This is a genomic window from Paenibacillus aquistagni (genome assembly GCF_900177815.1).
GTDB lineage: Bacteria > Bacillota > Bacilli > Paenibacillales > Paenibacillaceae > Paenibacillus_B > Paenibacillus_B aquistagni.
In genome coordinates, this window is the sequence record NZ_FXAZ01000001.1 from 1,190,117 (window position 1) to 1,210,209 (window position 20,093).

Annotated in this window: 14 protein-coding genes; 12 read left to right on the forward strand and 2 right to left on the reverse strand. The window is 47.4% G+C overall.

Going from position 1 to position 20,093, the window contains the following annotated elements; translation table 11 throughout:
* Positions 1–230: 230 nt before the first annotated feature.
* Positions 231–1,424 (forward strand): Gfo/Idh/MocA family protein, encoded by a 1,194-nt coding sequence (locus B9Y93_RS05615; RefSeq protein WP_085493333.1) that lies wholly within the window; start codon positions 231–233, stop codon positions 1,422–1,424.
* Positions 1,425–1,804: 380 nt separating this feature from the next.
* A complete protein-coding gene (locus B9Y93_RS05620) occupies positions 1,805–3,199 on the forward strand; it encodes a sulfatase family protein (RefSeq protein ID WP_085493334.1) in 1,395 nt (464 codons plus the stop codon).
* Between the two features lie 205 nt (positions 3,200–3,404).
* On the opposite strand, the gene B9Y93_RS05625 is transcribed toward B9Y93_RS05620, so the two are convergent.
* Complete coding sequence (locus tag B9Y93_RS05625) at positions 3,405–4,316, reverse strand: serine hydrolase domain-containing protein (RefSeq protein WP_085493335.1); 912 nt, start codon at positions 4,314–4,316, stop codon at positions 3,405–3,407.
* A 392-nt stretch (positions 4,317–4,708) separates the two neighbouring features.
* Between B9Y93_RS05625 and B9Y93_RS05630 the strand changes: the two genes are divergently transcribed.
* The 7 genes from B9Y93_RS05630 (at position 4,709) to B9Y93_RS05660 (ending at position 15,988) form a co-directional block, all read left to right on the forward strand.
* The gene (locus B9Y93_RS05630; RefSeq protein ID WP_085493336.1) at positions 4,709–5,467 is read left to right on the forward strand and encodes an alpha/beta hydrolase; all 759 of its coding nucleotides are present in this window, start codon (positions 4,709–4,711) and stop codon (positions 5,465–5,467) included.
* A gap of 110 nt (positions 5,468–5,577) precedes the next feature.
* A complete protein-coding gene (locus B9Y93_RS05635) occupies positions 5,578–6,450 on the forward strand; it encodes an ABC transporter permease (RefSeq protein WP_097675973.1) in 873 nt (290 codons plus the stop codon).
* A gap of 16 nt (positions 6,451–6,466) precedes the next feature.
* Positions 6,467–7,369, forward strand: coding sequence for a carbohydrate ABC transporter permease (locus tag B9Y93_RS05640; RefSeq protein WP_085493338.1), 903 nt, complete (start codon positions 6,467–6,469; stop codon positions 7,367–7,369).
* A 57-nt stretch (positions 7,370–7,426) separates the two neighbouring features.
* Positions 7,427–9,022 carry a type 2 periplasmic-binding domain-containing protein gene (locus tag B9Y93_RS05645; protein WP_085493339.1) on the forward strand — a complete coding sequence of 532 codons (1,596 nt, stop codon included), beginning with the start codon at positions 7,427–7,429 and terminating at the stop codon, positions 9,020–9,022.
* A 324-nt stretch (positions 9,023–9,346) separates the two neighbouring features.
* The gene (bglX, locus tag B9Y93_RS05650; RefSeq protein ID WP_085493340.1) at positions 9,347–11,509 is read left to right on the forward strand and encodes a beta-glucosidase BglX; all 2,163 of its coding nucleotides are present in this window, start codon (positions 9,347–9,349) and stop codon (positions 11,507–11,509) included.
* A 40-nt stretch (positions 11,510–11,549) separates the two neighbouring features.
* The gene (locus tag B9Y93_RS05655) at positions 11,550–14,909 is read left to right on the forward strand and encodes a GH36-type glycosyl hydrolase domain-containing protein (protein ID WP_085493341.1); all 3,360 of its coding nucleotides are present in this window, start codon (positions 11,550–11,552) and stop codon (positions 14,907–14,909) included.
* 92 nt (positions 14,910–15,001) lie between these two features.
* A complete protein-coding gene (locus B9Y93_RS05660) occupies positions 15,002–15,988 on the forward strand; it encodes a LacI family DNA-binding transcriptional regulator (protein WP_085493342.1) in 987 nt (328 codons plus the stop codon).
* A gap of 174 nt (positions 15,989–16,162) precedes the next feature.
* Here the strand turns inward: B9Y93_RS05660 and B9Y93_RS05665 are convergent, their stop codons facing one another.
* Positions 16,163–17,080 (reverse strand): LysR family transcriptional regulator, encoded by a 918-nt coding sequence (locus B9Y93_RS05665; RefSeq protein WP_085493343.1) that lies wholly within the window; start codon positions 17,078–17,080, stop codon positions 16,163–16,165.
* Between the two features lie 234 nt (positions 17,081–17,314).
* Here B9Y93_RS05665 and B9Y93_RS05670 point away from each other — a divergent pair, with 234 nt between their 5' ends.
* The 3 genes from B9Y93_RS05670 (at position 17,315) to B9Y93_RS05680 (ending at position 19,832) form a co-directional block, all read left to right on the forward strand.
* Positions 17,315–17,911: an ankyrin repeat domain-containing protein gene (locus tag B9Y93_RS05670; RefSeq protein WP_085493980.1), complete on the forward strand. Its 597-nt coding sequence runs from the start codon at positions 17,315–17,317 to the stop codon at positions 17,909–17,911.
* 82 nt (positions 17,912–17,993) lie between these two features.
* Entirely contained in the window at positions 17,994–19,214 is a 1,221-nt protein-coding gene (locus B9Y93_RS05675) for an amidohydrolase (RefSeq protein ID WP_176228856.1), read from the forward strand.
* Between the two features lie 165 nt (positions 19,215–19,379).
* On the forward strand, positions 19,380–19,832 hold the full coding sequence (locus B9Y93_RS05680; protein WP_280522887.1) for an SDR family oxidoreductase: 453 nt from the start codon (positions 19,380–19,382) through the stop codon (positions 19,830–19,832).
* The last annotated feature ends 261 nt before the right edge of the window (positions 19,833–20,093 follow it).

Below are 20,093 nucleotides of genomic sequence, written 5' to 3' on the forward strand. Positions count from 1 at the left end.
TGATAGCAAGTCCAAGGTTCTTAGGAGCCTCGGACTTGCTTTTTTATGGTGTACCTCCTGTTAGCGGTTCGAACATCTTCAATGATGTGGCGAAAAGACGAGTTTACACTACAATTCTACCTATAAATGGAGGCTGACCTTCGATATAATAGGAGTATTCATCCATATTATTAGATAATTGTGGAATCTTACGCCATTGCAGTTGCATCATAATGAAGGAGCGTGCTGATATGAGTAACAAAATAAAAGTTGGAGTTATCGGCTTGGGCGCACGCGGCAGCAGCTTGCTTGAAGGAGTCATTCTTCAGACTCCAGATGTTGAAGTTGCGGCTGTGTGCGATATCTATGAGGATCGAACCGAACATGCAGCGAAGGCAGTAGAACGATCTTTGGGAGTCCGCCCATTTACGACTCAGCAATATGAAGAAGTACTGGCTATAGAAGACATCAATGCCATTGTTGTCTGCACCTCTTGGGATGCGCATATCGAGATTACGATTGCGTCAATGGAAGCAGGGAAGTATGTCGCATCCGAGGTAGGCGGCGCTTATTCTGTTCAGGAATGCTGGAGATTGGTGGAGACGTACGAGAGAACCAAGGTGCCTTGCATGATCCTTGAGAACTGCTGCTATGGCAGAGAAGAGCTTATGGTTCTTAACATGGTTAAACAAGGGGTGTTTGGCGACATCGTTCATTGCTCTGGCGGCTATCAGCACGATCTGCGAGATGAGATTGCCTATGGACGTGAGAATCGCCATTACCGCTTAAACGAATATATGAATCGCAACTGCGAGAACTATCCAACGCATGAGCTTGGACCAATTGCCAAGGTGCTGGATATCAATCGCGGGAATCGCATGGTATCCCTTGTCTCCGTCGCTTCAAAGGCAAGCGGCATGAAGGAGTATATCAAGCAGCATAAGAGCGATGATGAAGCCCTTATGCATGCAGAATTCAAGCAAGGCGATGTGGTAACGACTCTGATCCAATGCGCGCGTGGAGAAACCATCGTCCTTACATTGGACACAACCTTGCCAAGATATTATTCTCGTGGATTTACCGTACGTGGCACTAAGGGAATGTTTATGGAGGAGAACAACTCGATCTTCATCGATGGCATTCATGACCACAATGTGGAATGGAGTCCACAATGGGGGAATGTCGAAGGCTTCAGAGAGCAATATGAGCATCCGATCTGGAAAAAGTACTTCGAGGAGGGTGTGAAGGCAGGCCATGGCGGCATCGACTGGCTGGTATTCGCGGACTTCTTTGATAGTGTGAAAAATAAAACACTGCCACCGCTCGATGTCTATGATATGGCGTCATGGATGTGCATCTCTGCCTTATCAGAAGAATCCATCGCCCTTGGCGGCCAACCTGTTGCCATTCCTGACTTTACGAATGGCAAATGGACTAAACGTTAAATACGCTTGAATTGAATGTATTGAACTTTGGCATGCTGCATAATGACTCTTCTCGTTCAATACTTGAAAGACTAGTCTGGTTATGCAGGCAAATGAAAATGCTGCCACGGGGGTTCTCGTCCTTTTACTAAGATGAGAGCCTCTTTTTTTGTAGATGAGGAAATGATCGATCAGGCTGCTGCAAGATTCTTAGAAGAAAGCGAGTTGTTTGACATCGTAAGTGCTAACCAATATATCGCCTAGTGCTGCTGGTGCTTGAGGACCAGGCCGTTTCTATGCAGCAAGACTGATCTCGTAGTCTTCATGAACCCCCGATATTTATGACATTCAATCTTGGCACATACAAGGTTCTCATCTTAAATAGATAGAGGTGGATTACAATGGCAAGCAAGGATCATACGAAACCTAATATTTTGTTTATATTGTCTGATGATCAAGGTCCGTGGGCTATGCGTTGTGCCGGTAATTCTGAGTTGATTACACCTAATTTGGATCGGCTGGCTCTCACCGGCATTCGCTTTTCGAACTTTTTTTGTGCTTCTCCTGTATGTTCTCCTGCTCGTGCAACGCTTCTGACTGGGCGCATCCCATCCCAGCATGGTGTACACGATTGGATTGCAGATGGGGATATGGGAGCTGATAACACGATCGGGTGGCTAAAACAAGAAAAAATCATCGAATATTTAAAAGGAATGACGGGATATACCGATATTCTAGCAGCTCACGGCTGGAAATGCGGTTTGAGTGGCAAGTGGCATTTAGGCGATAGCCGAAAGCCTCAAAAAAGTTTTGAGTCTTGGTACGTTCACCAATGCGGAGGAGCAGCTTACTATGGGGCTCCCATGATCAGGGAGGGAAAGGTAATCAATGAAGAGCGATATATTACAGATGTAATTACGGATGAAGGATTAGCGTACATGAACAAGATGCTGGAAAATGAGAACCCGTTCTATCTTGGTGTCCATTATACTGCGCCGCATGCGCCTTGGCAGAATAACAATCATCCTGAACACTATTTGTCGATGTATGAGAATTGTCCTTTTGAGAGTGTTCCACCTCTTAAAAACGATGATCTTCGAGATCAACTAAAAGGATATTATGCCTCTATTACGGCCATGGATGCCAATATAGGCCGATTGGTGGATTGGCTGGAAGAAAAGGGGCTGCGAGAAAACACTTTGATTATTTTTACAAGCGATAACGGCTTTTGCTTTGGCCATCATGGTGTTGTAGGCAAAGGAAATGCCACTCGACCTGTCAATATGTACGAGGAATCGGTGAAGGTTCCTGCTATTTTCAGTCATCCTGGGCGCATTCCCATGAATGCTGTAACGGATGCACTTGTAAGTGCCTATGATTTTATGCCCACCCTCCTCGATTATGTTCAATTGCCCTTTCCGGAAGGGGAAAGCCTTCCTGGAAAGTCTTTTAAGAAGCTGCTTCTTGGTGATTCGATGAAAGAACGAGATCATTTGGTCGTTTACGACGAGTACGGACCAGTGAGGATGATAAGGGAAAAGGAATGGAAATACGTTCACAGGTACCCCTATGGACCGCATGAACTTTATGACATCTTAAATGACCCCGGTGAGCGTGTGAACCTGATAGATGCAGAGGAACAGCAAGATACAGTTGCAGCCATGAAAGCGAAGTTAGAGCATTGGTTCGTAAAATATGTAGATCCTCATCTGGATGGAACTCACGAGCCGGTGACAGGGGAGGGGCAGATCGGATTGGCAGGGACTGCGGGCAAAGGTCAGCCTGCTTTTAAATAAACATAATGAGCTGCACGTGCTGGAATCATTGTTATCGAAATCATAGAAGACAAAAACGAGCCTTAGGATCAGTTCTTGGGCTCGTTTGTCGTTTACGCAAGTATCAATTTCCTTGAAGAGGAAGCATCGGGGATCATGCATCGTTTTTCAGTGCCTTTTTGTAAATAAGGTTAATAAGGAACTTCGCTTCATTGTTATCTTCCCTTTACAACAGAGGCAGGATGCCCTGCCATACGCAATGCAAGATGTCCTGCATGCGGTCTTCTTCGCTGTTGATCGCAATAACGGCTTCCTTCTCCGGAATGATGATGCAAAATTGCCCGTGTGCTCCGTCTGCCCGATAAGCATTGTGCGAGCACATCCAGAATTGATAGCCGTAGCCCATGCTCCAATCCAGACTACCCGCATTCGCGATATGCCTCCTAGTCGCAAGCGCAATCCATTCTTCGGGAACCAATTGCTGACCCTGCCAACTACCTCGCTGCAGCAGCATCTGCCCAAATCGACTTAATTCCTCATTACTGATCGATAAACCAGCGCAGCCTAGCGTAACACCGAGCGGAGAGCTCTCCCAGTCTACATCCTTCATTCCAAGCGGCTCGAACAAGCGCGGCCTTAAATATTCCTGCACGCTGCATCCAACGCAGGCTTGAACAATCGCAGACAACATAAACGAATCACCACTGCTGTATGTGAATCGACTGCCCGGACTGCGATCGAGAGGCAGTGACATATAGTACTTCACCCAGTCTTTTTCTGTAAGCGCCGCTCGTTCTTCCGCCCATAACGGAGGAGAGTCATGACCGCTGCTCATCGTGAGCAAATGCTTTACTGTAATCCTGCTTGGTTGATGAGAAGGAGCTGCCGCCTTGACCAATTCCGCATATGCAGGGAACACTTCGCCTAATGTCGTATCAAGCGACAGCTTATGATTGGCTATGGCCAATCCGACGGCCATGCACGTAAAGGATTTGCTAATCGAGTGCTGAGGACGGCGAACATCGGCAGTTTGATCCCATGAAGCGACTTGTTCGCCTTGTCTCCATACACGGACAGAATGGATATGGAATGCCGCCTGTCTAATATCAAGCAAAAAACGATCGAGGATAGCTGTCATTCTTGAGTCCTTCTTTCAAATTAATCAATTCTGCCTTGAAATAAACGAGTTCTATTCTTCAATATCGAAACGTTTAGATTATCCTTCATAAAGATTATAGATCTTACATGTAATTCAAGTCAATGATCATTTTGTAATCGCTTGCACAAAGAAATAAATGTATCATAATTGTCATTTGAACTAATTTATGGTTCTATTAACCGTTGTTTCCGGTTAGGCCGCATTTCATTCAAAAAATAATGATTGACAGCCTTGCATCGGCAGCGCTATGATTTAGTCGAAACGATTCGATTAATCGCTTTCATTCCGTCAATGCCGTGTTCAGCAACGTTCTTCGAAGACAACAATCCGAACACTTGATTCACTATTTTCTAACATGAAAGGGATTCCATATGGCACATATAACGATAGAAACAGGCTCAACCACCTTATGCATGTCGACAAGCATCCATGTCATCTATCCGTTGGAATCGCGATTACCACCATCCAGCACCCTCTACTTGCTGCATGGTGCAGGTGATAATGCTAGCACGTGGCAGCGGTTGACAACGATAGAGATGTACGCGCAAAAGCATAACTGCACCGTCATTATGCCAGAGGCGAATCGAAGTTATTATGCGGACATGAAGCATGGCCTCAATTATTTTGACTATATGACAAAAGAACTTCCTGAGCTGTGCGCTCATCTGTTCCACATCAATACAAGCCCTGAACATACTTATATTGCCGGCTTATCGATGGGAGGCTATGGAGCATTGAAATGCGCGCTTACTTATCCAGAGCAGTATGCCAAGGCTGTGTCCCTATCCGGTGTGACCGATATTCAAAAACGAATATTGGATCCTGAGATGCCCGAGCGAATGAAAAAGGAAATGCAGGCTGCCTTCGGTCTAGAGCTTATTGTCGAGCCAGAGTCCGATCTGTATCAGTTGGCTGCCAAGAGAGCAAGCGAACAAGGAAATCTTCCATCTATTATGTGCTGTTGCGGCTCTAGTGATCCTTTCATCGCGATGAACCGATCGTTTGCAGCTTATATGCAGGACACCCGCTTTGAATTTCAATATGTTGAAGGTTCTGGAACCCATGATTGGCTATTTTGGGAGGAGCATTTGAAGACAGCTTTTACGTTTTTATTTGAAGACCAGCAATAGAGAGAGAGGGGAGATGTGCTTTGAAGTCAGCTGCAATAGAGGAATCGAATGGCGATGGGAAAGGGAGCTCCAAGATAAAGACGCTCCTATCAGAAATCTGGAAGCACCGCATGGTATACACACTGCTCATTCCAGGACTGATCTGGTTGATTGTGTTCGCTTACATGCCGATGGGCGGGTTATCGCTAGCTTTCAAGGATTATAAAGCCAATCTGGGAATATGCGGGAGCCCGTGGGTAGGATTCGAGAATTTCACTTATGTATTTCGTGATCCAGCCTTTATCGACGCCGTGTGGAGAACGCTCTACATCAACATTATTAAGCTGTTTATCCAGTTTCCGTTCCCGATTCTAGTGGCATTAATGCTCAATGAATTGCGGATGCGGCGAACGAAGAAACTGTTCCAAACCGTGCTTACGTTCCCGCACTTCCTGTCTTGGATTATCGTATCTGGGGTTGTCATCAACGTGCTCGCTTACGACGGACTTGTCAATAGCGCCTTGGCTATGATGAATCTGCCGACCATCAATTTCCTAGGTTCTGAGAAGATGTTTGTACCGATGATTATTTTCACCGATATTTGGAAGTCAACCGGCTGGGGTGCGATCATATATCTTGCTGCCATATCGGGTATTGATCAGGATCAATTCGAATCAGCGGAGATAGACGGCGCTTCACGGATGCAGCAGATGTTCAGGATTACACTGCCTAATATTCTTCCAACGGTAACCATCATGTTTATTCTCTCGGTGGGCGGACTCATGTCCTCAGGCTTTGACCAAATCTTCAACTTGGCAAATGCAGCAACCAAAAATGTGTCCGAAGTGCTTGATGTGTATATTTATCGGATCACATTCCAATCGGCAACCGACTTTTCCTTCTCGACGGCAGTCAGCTTATTCCGTTCACTCGTGAACATGATTTTGCTGCTGCTTGCTGACAGAGTCGCCAAGATGATGGGCGGAGACGGCCTATTCCGTTAAGAAAGAGGTGATAACCATGAGCGCAACCGTCAAGTCAACAACGAAATACAAGAAGGGCAAGATGACAGCACTGGATTACTTCCTACTTATTGTGCTGATTATTGCCGCCTTGCTGATCTTAATTCCATTCTTGAACGTCATTGCAATATCGTTCTCAACACCAAAAGAATACGCGGATAACCCATTAATGATCTTCCCTAAGCACCCGACGCTAGCTTCCTATAAGGCCTTGTTCTCAGATGGCAGCATTTTGACAGGGTATTGGAACACGATCAAACTGCTGCTCGCTGGTCTTCCGCTTAGCTTGTTTTTGACGAGCAGCATGGCTTATGGATTAAGCAGAAACAAATTTCCCGGCAAAAAGCTTATCTTCTTCTTAGTGCTCTTTACGATGATCTTCAATGGCGGTATTGTTCCGCTTTACTTGGTTATGAAGACGCTTCACCTTACAGGCTCGCTGTGGTCTGTAATTCTGGTAGGAAGCTTCAGTGCTTTCAACATGATTTTGATGATGAACTATTTTCAAAGTCTTCCCGAGTCCCTGATGGAATCTGCTCGGTTGGACGGTGCAGGGGAATGGAGAATTCTTGTTTCGGTCGTCTTGCCACTGGCCGCGCCGATTATGGCGACCATTACCTTGTTCTATGGCGTAGCATACTGGAACAGCTGGTACGATGCCATGATCTTTCTACGCAAGGCAGAGCAGCTGCCGCTCCAGAACGTCTTGCGCGCTATCATCGTGGAGTCATCAACGAACGCATCGAATGCGTCCAGTGTCGATGCTGTGGGCAAGCAGGCCTTCTCTACAGGAATGAAGATGGCAGCGGTATTTGTCACGATGGTACCAATTATGTGCTTTTTCCCAATGCTGCAGAAGCATTTCGCGAAAGGGGTATTAACAGGGGCAATCAAGACCTGATTAATGCGATAGATATAGGTTTTGTATCAAAATCTAATCAACAAGGGGCTAAAAAACATGAAAACGACAACCAAACTCTCATGGAAATCCTTAGTCGCACTCACCATCTGCTTGACGATGCTGCTTGTCAGCGCATGCTCCAATCAAGCATCGGAAGGCAGCAATGAGAAGGACAGCAGCGGAGCCTATAAAGATAAGCTGAAGATCTCCGTGGCCAGTACGATTAACTTGAAGGATGGCGAGCTCGACAACAAGTTCCATCAATATTGGATGGATAAGTTCAATCTGGAGTGGGATTACAACTACGTCGAATGGGACTCATGGGGCGAGAAGCTTCGCTTGTGGATCAACTCCGGCGATCTGCCTGATGTTGCAGCTTGGAACTATATCCACGGGGATGCCATGAACTATATTGACCAAGGTCTGCTCTACAAATTCCCTGATGATTGGAAAGAACGCTGGCCGAATGTTGCAGCAGCTTATTCATTGACAGGGCTAGGCGATAAGCTTGAGGAGCTGAAGGGCGGCACCTATATCCTGCCTCGACCTGTGTACTATGAAAACAAGCCCGCAGATCCGCTCGTGAACCAAATTGGAGTTATCGCGCTTCGCAAGGATTGGGCCGAGGCTGTCGGGTTTGAATTAAAGGATGTATATACCACCTCCGAATTGATGGATTATGCGCGTCTTGTTAAGGAACAGGACCCTGGCAAGGTAGGCTCTAGTTTGGTTCCAATCTCTTACAACGCTGCAGATGCGCTCACGAATATCATCATGCCAAACAGTGAGCATGCACGCGTCGAATCCGCCTTCTATAAAGGAGAAGATGGACAATATCATTGGGGTCCTGCCGATCAAGAGACGCTTACGGGACTTCAAATCATGCAGCAAGCTTATAAAGAGGGCCTGCTTAATCCTGAGTTCTATACATGGAAGAACAGTGAAGGCAGTGACAACTTCCGGGTGAGCGGCACAGCTGCAATCACAAGCCTTGGCGGCCTTGCTTCTTATAGACAAGATGTTGACAAAGCAATGAAAAAGAATCTGAACGTCGAAAGCGATGACGTTGTTCATACGGCTATTGTACTAGGTGATGATGGAAAATATCGCAACTTGGAGCAAGTGAACTTCTGGTCAGCACTTGTGTTCTCACCTGATATCAGCACAGAGAAATTCGAACGCATCATGGATCTGCTTGATTATTCCACGAGCAAGGATGGACAAATGATTCTGAATATGGGCTTTGAGGGCGAGGATTGGAAATACGGAGACAACAATGAGCTTGTGAGCCTTCTTCCAGAAGGCACTTCTTTGGAGGACAAATATCCTAGCCGCTTTGAAGGACTCTATCTGCTAGGGGATGATTTCAGTGTCATCAACCCAGCGATCAAGAAGGATTATCGGGATAGAGCTGTTCTGCATTATCAAGACAAGGCGAAGCTTGGCAAAGAAGGCGGCAAGCTGGCACCCTATGATTGGGATGTTCAATTATATGATTCCAAATCCAAGAATCAAGCGACCTTTGACTATGAAAAAGAGTACGCTAACCTGATCCTGCAAAGCGGAGATCTGGAAGCGAACTGGAAGAAATGGGTGGAGAGCAAGCAATCCCTTGTACAGCCCGTACTTGACGAATTAAACAACTTAAAGTAATGCTGCATTCAACGAAGAGGAAAGTTGGCTAGTGGCGCGAGCCAACGGCCCGAGTTAATTGAACCCGGTATGCCAGAACTCTAATGCTGCCGGGTTCTCTCTATTAATAGAAGCAATATCGTTTCTTTTTTGATGAATGTGCATAACGCATGGAGAATCAAGGAAGTGAATGAAACGTTCAATCAGCATTTGCTGCTCCTTTAGCTCCCTCATTAAGCATAGGAATTATGCACATTCTTGAGAAAGGAGACGACAGGAGAAGGTCATCTCATTTCAACTCAAAAAACATGACAATAACGATGGATAAGCGTGGAGGAAACGACTATGGACGATAAACAGCTTCAATCTTTAATCGAACAAATGACACTGGAGGAAAAAGTCGCTCAATTGCTTCAGCTGACACCTAACTTTCACGAGTGTTCTGATCAAGAAGGTCAGATTACAGGTCCGATGCAGGAGTTGGGAATAACGGATCATATGGTTGCGGCCAGCGGTTCCGTGCTTGGACTGTCAGGAGCTGAAGCGGTCATCAATATTCAGAATGACTATATGAAACACAGCAGACTCGGTATTCCGCTGCTGTTTATGGCGGATGTTGTGCATGGATTCAAGACGATCTTCCCGATCCCGCTTGCCATTGGCTGCTCTTGGGATATAGAACTAGCGGAAAAGAGCGCGGAGATCGCAGCAAGAGAAGCTGCTGTATCCGGCGTGCACGTTACCTTCGCACCCATGGTGGACTTGGTGCGCGACCCTCGCTGGGGTCGAGTTATGGAGACGACGGGAGAGGACCCTTACCTGAACAGCCAATTCGCACGCGCATTCGTTCGCGGTTATCAGGGAGTACGCCTGAAGGAGGAGCATGACCGCCTTGCAGCTTGTGTGAAGCACTTTGCGGCCTATGGAGCTCCAGAAGGCGGACGTGAGTACAACACAGTTGATATGTCCGAAAGGCAGCTGCGCGAATCCTACTTGCCCGCTTACAAGGCTGCACTAGATGAAGGCTGTGAAATGGTCATGTCTTCCTTCAATACGGTTGACGGTATTCCGGCTACCGGCAATGAGAAGCTGCTGCGCGGCATTCTGCGCGCTGAATGGAATTTCGATGGAGTCGTCATATCCGACTGGGCCTCCATTAGAGAAATGATCGCGCATGGCGCTGCTCGGGATGACCATGAGGCGGCATACCGTGCGATAAAGGCAGGCGTGGATATCGAGATGATGACGCCTTGTTATGTGCAGCATTTGCCACAGCTGGTGGCGAGCGGACTCATCGATGACAAGCTTATCGATGAAGCCGTGCTTCGCATTCTAAGACTGAAAGCAAAGCTTGATTTGTTCAACCATCCGCTGCGCGCAGCAGATCCTGTGCGTGAGCGCGATGTTGTTCTTTGCCGCGAACACCGTCAAGCTTCGTATGAACTCGCGGTCAAATCCTGTGTCCTGCTCAAAAACGATAACGTTCTGCCGCTTCATCAAGCAGCCAAGGTGGCGTTAATCGGTCCATTCGCGCAAAGCGATGATATCTTGGGCTGGTGGTCCTGCGAGGGCAAAACAGAAGATGCGGTGAAGCTGGGAGATGCCTTATCAGCACGCATGCAAGCTGGCGCGTTGAAAATCATAGAAGGATGCGGCGTACACACCATTGCCGAGCATGTGCTGGAGCAGTCGCTGGAAGCTGCACGCTGCGCGGATGTCATCGTACTTGCCCTTGGGGAAGAGTCTGCGATGAGCGGCGAAGGGGCGTCTAGGACTGACATTCGTCTACCGCAAGCTCAGCTTGAGCTTATTCAACGGCTAAAGGCGCTAGGGAAGCCAATCGCAGCGGTTATCTTTAACGGCAGACCACTAGATCTGCACGGCGTGTTCGACGAAGCGGATGCGCTGCTCGAAGCTTGGTTCCCTGGCACAGAAGGAGGCGCGGCCGTAGCGGATCTGCTGCTCGGCCATGTGAATCCATCCGGACGGCTATCGATGTCGTTCCCGCAATCCGTCGGACAAGTGCCCGTGTACTATAACCACTTCAATACAGGGCGTCCGTTCAACTCTGCTAAGCGAGGAGAGCGATATGTATCGAAATACATCGATGCCGATCATGAACCCTTGCTGCCATTTGGCTATGGGTTATCCTATACGTCCTTTGATTATAGTGAATTGTCTTTGTCGAGCTCGGAGATCACAGCCAATCAAACGCTTGAAGTCAGTGTTACGGTTACCAATATCGGCTCAAGATCAGGAATTGAAACGATTCAGTTGTATGTTCGCGATATCAGCGGCGAGGTCGTACGTCCGCTACGTGAGCTGAAGGACTTTACGAAGCTCGAACTTCAACCGGGAGAGAGCAAAGTCGTGACGTTCCAGTTAACTGAAGAGCAGCTGCGCTATCATCATTCGGATCTTCGTTATACGAGCGATCCAGGCCAATTTCACATTTTGGTCGGGCCTAACAGCTGTGACACATTAACGGATTCATTCAAGCTAGTGTAGCTATTATTCATTCAAGGAGAGCTAGGAGGAAGACATACTCATGACAACCATTGTGAAATCCACACCGAATAAGCTGCATCTACAAGCCGGAGACTTGCAGTTCACCTTCTGGGAAAGCGGAGACTTGTACCAAGCCACTTGTGGACGCACCATGATTAATCAGATGCTGACAAGTCCCATTGATGGCTCCCTGAACAATCTTTATTTGAGAATAATTGAGCCTTGCGGCATCCGTTTCTACCCGCTGCTTGGCATTCATTCAACGAGCAAGCTCTATAACAGCAGCGAACAGCTTGTCTGGAGAGGGCAAGCGGACCAGATTGAATACGAAGTTCGCTTTTCCTTAACTGAGCAGGGCATATGGTTCTGGGACGTTGTAACACATGGAAATGGCGTTACGATTGATGTCGTATATGGCCAAGACATTGGTAATGCTGACATCGGTGCGGTTCGGAGCAACGAAGCCTATCTCTCTCAATATATTGATCATGCCGTATTTGAGGATGAGGACGATGGTTATGTCATCTGCTCGCGACAGAACCAGCCGCAGGGCGGAGCATTCCCATATGTGCAGCAGGGATCTTTGACTAGAGCAGTCGGGTATTCTACAGATGGATTCCAGTTTTACGGACTTTCCTATAAAGAAACAAATGTGCCAGAAGCCTTATTGCAGCCCACACTCGCGAACGCAATCTATCAATATGAGTTTGCATATACAGCCCTTCAATCTAAGCAGGTTGAGCTTGCAGGCGAAGCGCGCTTCGTCTTCTATGGTATCGCTAGAGCGAATCATCCAGAAGCCGTGACGGCACTTGAGTATAAAGATGAAGTGAAGGAGGCGTGGACAGCGATCCAGTCGAATACTCACACGGAAGCTTTAATCGAACAGCCCGCTGCTGAGATTCGAGAAGCCATTGGCGAACCTCTGCTGGCCCTTTCCATGACTGATGAGGAACTGAATGTACGTTTTCCCAAGAGATATCAAGAAGAGCGCCAAGAAGATCAACTGCTCGCTTTCTTTACCGATACATTTGAACACATCGTATTGAAGGAGAAGGAGCTGCTGGTCGAACGACCGCATGGGCATATTCTCATGAGCGGCAATAATGTGAAGTTGGGCGCTGAGGTCATTACGACTACTTCTTATATGTATGGAATCTTCAACTCTCACGTGGTCATCGGCAACACGAACTTCAATAAAATGATGAGCAATGCCAGAAGCCACTTAAACGTTCCGAAGACGGCCGGACAGCGAATCTATGTGGAAATGAATCAGCAGTATCACCTGTTAACGATGCCCTCGATGTTTGAGATCGGCTTCAACTACGTGCGTTGGTACTATAAGACGGCGGATGACATGCTGATCATTACCAACTATGCAGCAGTGGATTCGCCTGAGCTACGCCTTCACTTCACATCTGAACAGGGAATAAGCTACCGCTTCCTTGTTACGACTCAAGTGACGATGAACGTCAATGAATACGAGACCCCATTTGTGCTGGAAAAAGGAGCGGATTACGTCCTCTGCCGACCGGACTCCCGTGCGCTTAGCTCGAGTATCGTTCCAGAGCTGCAATATCGGATGTCAGTGGCGGGAAGCTCCATTACTACCGGTGACGAAAGGCTTCTGGCCAAAGGTGTGCATCAGGGGGATGCTTCCTTAGTCACCTTGCACCTCGACTCCAGCCATGATTGGACACTTACCATTCAGGCCCAGCTTGAAGGAGAGATAACAGCGCCGGCAGCCCGCAGCGCTCATGATGAGATTGCGGCTTACCGTGCGTTTTTCAAAGAGATTATGAATGGCTTCCATCTGTCTCCACCAAAGGGAGAGCACCCTGATTCCTTGTTTAAGCTTAATGCGCTGGCCTGGTGGTACACGCACAACATGCTTGTTCACTATTCTGTGCCGCATGGATTGGAGCAGTACGGAGGCGCAGCTTGGGGAACGCGTGATGTGTGCCAAGGACCTGTTGAATATTTCATGGCTACGCAAAAATATGAGCAGGTTCGCGATATCTTGAGAATGGTGTATGCCCATCAGTATGAAGATGATGGCAACTGGCCGCAGTGGTTTATGTTTGACAACTACTTCTCTGTACAGCAAGAAGAAAGCCATGGGGACATCATTGTATGGCCGCTTAAGGTGCTCAGCGATTACTTAAATGCAACCCAAGACTACAGCATCTTGGAGGAGCAGATTCCTTATACGTTAAAGGATGGCTTCTGCTTCAGCGAGCACAAAGAAAGCGTACTTGCTCATGTGAAAAAGGAGCTGGCCTACATCTGCACGCACTTCCTTCACGGTACACACTTATCTTCGTACGGAGACGGGGATTGGGATGATACGCTTCAGCCCGCCAATGCGCAGCACAAAACATACATGGTCAGCAGTTGGACGGTTGCCTTGACGTATCAGACTTTGACGCAGCTGTCTAAGGCGCTCGCTCAGATAGATGCCGAGCTGTCCGCTTATCTGCACAGCTTGTCGTCCAATATTGCACAAGACTTCAACGCTTATATGCTGCAAGCGGATGTTATTCCCGGCTTCCTGTACCTAGAAGATCCGGAGAATCCGAAGCTCATGCTTCATCCATCTGACAGCGAGACAGGCATTCAATACCGTCTGCTTCCCATGACTCGCAGCATTATAGCAGAGCTGCTTGATCAGGAACAGGCTAAGTTCCATTCCGATCTTATCCAAAAAGAGCTGCTCTTCCCAGATGGCGTGCGTCTTATGAATCGCCCGGCACAGTATGCAGGAGGGGTAAGCACATATTTCAAGCGCGCGGAGCAGGCAGCTAACTTTGGACGTGAGGTCGGTCTTCAATATGTGCATGCTCACATCCGTTACGTAGAAGCAATGGCGAAGCTTGGCCATGCGGAGGAAGCTTGGAATGGGCTAGAGGTCATTAACCCCGTCGGCATCAAGGAAGTCGTTCCTCATGCAGCCTATCGCCAAAGCAATGCTTATTTCAGCAGCTCTGACGGCAAGTTCGATACACGCTATGAAGCGCAGGAGCATATGGATGCCCTTCGCCAAGGCGAGGTTCAAGTAAAGGGCGGTTGGAGAATTTATTCAAGTGGTCCGGGAATCTATATGAATCAGCTGATCTCCAATGTCCTCGGCATCCGATTCTCCCGAGACGACTTGATCTTGGATCCGGTGCTTCCTGCACGACTGAGCGGTATGCGCTTTGATTATCGTGTCGCAGACAAGCAGGCTGCGCTAGTCTACCATATTGCAGAAGGCTGCATTCGGCGTGTTCTGGTTAATGGCATAGAAGTGGAGCTCTCCTTCATCACGAATCCATATCGCAATGGAGGCGTACGGATATCAAAAGCGATTCTCGAACGCGAACTGAGCTCTGCACACAATACAATCGATATATTCATGTAAAGAAAGATCAAGCAGCTTAGGGTCATCATCATCGCATACCCTACGTGGTTAGATAGAGAGATGTACAGAACACAGCGGAGGGGTGAGAGAACGTGGTAAGTATTAAGGATATTGCTAAGAAGGCCGGTGTCTCTATCTCGACCGTGTCTTATGCGCTGAATGGAAGCGACAAGGTAACGGACGAGACCAGCTCCAAAATATTAGCTGCAGCTAAGGAGCTGAACTATGTTCCTAATGCAGCAGCACGATCATTGAAGAAAAGAGAGTCTAAAATCATCGGTGCTTTTTTGACAGACTTCAAAGGAGATGTATATGGAGAGCTCCTAGGCGGCATGAAGGAGGTATGCAATGCACAGGGCTATGATCTGATCGTATGCAGCGGCAAGCAGTCTCATCGTATGCTTCCCGAAAAGATGATTGACGGCGCGATTATATTGGATCAGACCTTTACAAGCGAGGAACTCGTTCGTTATGCGGATCGTAATAGCAAGATTGTCGTATTGGATCGTGAACTAGGCCATCCGAATATTAATCAAGTGCTGCTTGATAACAAAGCTGGCGCTACGCTTGCGACTGAGTATTTAGTTGATAAGGGATACAAAAAGATCTATGTCGTGACGGGACCGGACGGATCATTTGATTCCATGCAGCGCATGAAGGCAGTGAAGCTTGTTGCAGATCGCAATGAGGACATGGAATGGATAGAGATCGCAGGCGACTTTATGAAGAGCGGGGGAGAGCGAGCAGCTGATCAGATACGGCGCGAATATACACAGCCTGTCGGAGTATTCTGCTTAAATGATGAGATGGCGATTGGTTTATGCGATCGCCTCTCTGATACTGAACTGCAAATCGGAAAGCACGTTCACCTTATCGGTTTTGACAATATTGAGCTGGCACGCTATATGCAGCCTCGTCTGGCAACGATCGATTATTCGAAGCGCAAGTGGGGTGCGCTGGCAGCCGAGCAGCTGCTTAAGATCATCGCTGGCGATAAAGTAGAGAATGAGCGCATATACGTATCTTTAGTTGATGGCGATTCTGTCACAAGAAGCGCACACTCCCATACGCATGAATAAAACCATTCCCTTGGATAACCCAATCCAGCTTGCTAATCGAAGCTGTGGCTTAGCCAAGGGGATTTTTACATACTGCGAAAGCTATAAATGAAGTATTGACTACGCACTGATCACGCGATGGTACACAACTCCTATATTTCTACAGGATAAGACTGAACTGACCGACCCTTAATATCAGGATTCTAGGTTTAGGGTTCTAGAGCTCCAGCATTCCAGCACCTCCTGTTCAAACAATTGAATGAAGTTCTGGGCTGTGCTCGAAAGCCGATGATGCTTCAGCCATATAAGTCCAACAGGTGCCGACATCTCGGCTGGACCTGATATTGGATGAGCTTGAATGGCATAGCCTTTATAGCGCTTAAGCAGCGTCTCAGGCACGATGGATGCGCAGAACCCGGCAGCAACCAGATCCATGAGCAGTGAGATGTCGGAGCATTCTCCTACAATATGCGGCTCCAGATGGCATTTGGAGAAGCCTTCTAGAATGAGATAATGAACGCCTAAGCCTTGCGTGCTTGGCAGCATGAGGGGCGTATGTTGGATATCTTCAAGTGACACCGGTCCATCAGCACGCTTCTCTTGTTCCGAAGCGATGAAGTAGAAAGGCTCGTTATACAGGTGTAGAACCGAGAAGTCCTCTAGATCGAGCGGCATTCGAATAATCGCTAACTCCACAATACGGTCTCTCACTAGCCTGCATAAATGCAAGGACTCATTTTGTTGAATTTGATAGGTGACTTTCGGATATCGTCTCTTAAATCGTTGCAGCAGATCGGACAGCTCTGTCACGGAAAATGTATTGACGCCTATGGATAGTCTGCCATTTGTCCCATTGCCTACTTCCTGCACTTCAAGCTTCGCTTCTTCCATCAATTGCAGCATTTGCAGAGCATATTCGTACAGCGTTCTCCCTGCTTCTGTTATCTCTAATTGCTTGCCACTCCGTTCTAACAATTTAGCACCCAATTCCAGCTCCATTGCTTTCAACTGCTGGCTGAGCGGAGGTTGAGAGAGATGGAGCCTCTTGGCAGCAGCTGATATATTTCCTTCCTCTACAATCGCAGCAAAATACCGAAGCTGTCTAATATCCATCGTTGAATTCGCTCCTTACTATATGAAAAACCTTTGCAAAGTGAATTAATTATATATTTTTCGTTGCTCTTTCTTCATGGTAGCATATTTTTATAGAACGGCAAGGGAGCAATGAACATGAATCGCGCACTCCTTATATGGGTCATAGTGCTGTTGACAGCTTGTCAATCGGCCACCAGCACGACGATAAACACTTCAGCGCAACAAGAACAGGAGGAGAGGAAGATGAACAGAATGAATCAACAGTTCATTGTCTCTGCAGGTCAGGGAGACCTGGAGACTGTGCTGTCCATGCTTGAGAAGGGTGCTGAACTTAACGCAGTGGATGAATATGGACGAACAGCTGTGATGACAGCAACCTACAACAATCAAGTTAAAATGGTTGAAGCTTTGATCCAGAAAGGCGCAGATCTAAACATCCGTGATCATAACCTCAACAATGTGTTCCTTTATGCGGGAGCGGAAGGGCTGCTTGATATTGTGAAGCTTGCTATCGAGGCCGGAGCTGATCCTGCACTTACGAATCGATATGGAGGAACGGCTCTTATTCCAGCATCTGAACGCGGACATGTGGAGACGGTAGAGGAGCTGCTGAACCATACTGAGATTGATGTGAATCATATCAATAATCTGCATTGGACTGCGTTGCTGGAAGCCGTTATCTTAGGAGATGGCGGAGAAAAGCATCAGCATATCGTGAAGCTGCTGCTTCAGCATGGTGCGGATCCCAAGATAGGCGATAAGAACGGTATAACGCCGCTTATGCATGCAAAAAAGATGGGCTTCAAGGACATGGCTGTGCTATTAGAGCAAGCTGAGCGTGAACGATAACTTCTTACCCCATACCGTACATTTGATATTGAACATGGCATTTCAAATCACATATAGAAGTTAATTAGAGGAGATGGATAACATGAGTTCAGCGTATTGGTTAACGAACGTGAGATTGGAGAGCGGCTACGAGCAGGAGCACGATCAAGTAATAGGCACTCGAACGGAACTGGCCCATATCCGAATCGACGGAGGGACAATCGCAGAAATTGTCCCAGCAGCCGAGCTCATTCAAGATGCACTTCCTAAGCATGATGCGAGGGAGCAGCTCTTATTGCCGTCCTTCCTTGAATCGCATTTGCACTTGGATAAGACGTACTATGGTGGACCATGGCAAGCCGTACGTCCTGCCGAATCCATATTTGCACGCATCGAGCAGGAAGAGAAGCTGCTGCCTCAGTTAATCCCGGTAGCCGAGGAACGGGCTGCGAAGCTGCTTGATCTTATTATTGGACACGGTTCTACTTATGTGCGAGGACATGTTAACATCGATCCTGTCAGCGGGCTCAAAGGATTGGAAGCAGTGAAGCGGACACTTGAACGTTATCAGGATAAGATTGATGCAGAGCTTGTTGCGTTTACCCAGCATGGACTGCTTCGCTCGCACGCCGAGCAGTTGGTGAGAGATGCGGTCAGGAATGGAGCCTCCCACATCGGATCAGTGGATCCTGCTGTCGTGGATGGTGATCGAGAGAAGTCGTTAAATCTATTAATGCAAATTGCAGTCGAAGAGAATGCCAGCATTGACATCCACGTCCATGAGTCAGGACCTTCAGGCATCGAGACATTGTCACTATTGGCCAAATTAACAGAAGACGCGGGTTGGCAGGGCAGAGTTACGGTAAGTCATGCTTTTGCCTTTGCCGCTGCTGACTTCAATGAAGTAAAAGAACTCGCGGAGCAGTTTGCTGCTCTACAGATCGATATTGCGTCCACGGTGCCTATTGGCAGACTTCACATGCCGCTGCCTGCCCTACAGCAGCTTGGAGTCTCTGTCGGTCTTGGCAATGACAGCATTATCGATCACTGGTCTCCATTCGGAATGGGAGACAATCTGGAGAAGGCTCAGCGCTATGCAGAATTATACGGACGCAGCCAAGAGCATCTGCTGTCGCAAACTCTTGGTGTGATTACAGGAAGCGTCACACCATTGAATGCTGAGGGCACACAGGTATGGCCGTATGTTGGGGCAGTTGCGAGCATGGTGCTTGTTCAGGCAAGCTGTACTGCGGAAGCAGTCGCAAGACGCAGTGCTCGAACAGCTGTATTTCACAAGGGAAATCTAGCGGCAGGAAGCATCTAATATAATGAAAGCTTACAAGAGTTTGAAGTTTGAATAAACTAAACGGTATTGATCGAAATCGAGTTGCACATGGCAAAGACCAGCTTTCTTCTTTGATAGCTGGTCTTTTTATATGGTACCTCGCACTGACAAATTGTCATCACATCATCACTATACTTAAATGGTATAGCGATCTTCGAGCGTAGTATTAGGATAATGTTGGAAAATATCATAGCAATTATCAGCACCAATATTTTATCTCCCATTGCGTATATGCAAGCACTATTGCCGAATCTGAGAAGATCGGAGAACGGTAAAATAATATTGATCGGCTCCACGGCTGGCTTAGATCATACCAATAATGCGCAGGTATCCTTTGTTGCCTCCAAATTTGGGTTAAGGGGCATTTCTCATGCCTTAAGAGAGCATGTTCGCAAGGATAAGATTGCGGTTACCTGTATTAATCCAGGAGAGCTTGCAGCTGAAATCCCCTACGAAGAAGGTGTTGACAAAGCCCTGTCTGAGTATCAAGGCACACGCATTCCTGTTCAAGATATTGGACGCTTGGAGACAATAGGCTCCTTAAATGTTCTCCTAGTAAAAAAGGATGAAATATACGCAAATTTCGCTTATAATTAATGGATAGCTTACAGAGATGAGGTGAAGGGATGTCAATCCGAATCGTTCGAAGTAATTAGTTTTCGGGCCGGGAAAAACGCGTACCGGCCATCAAGGGGGTAGTCTATCCTTTTGATCATGCGAAGACGATCACTTTGAACGGTGTCGAAGGGCATTCTTTTGTTGAAGCCAAGGGACACTTAGGTGTGCTTGAACATAAGCAGATGAAGGATTCATCTGCCTTGTTTAAGGATGCCAAACGTTCCTTGGCTTTTTCTATCC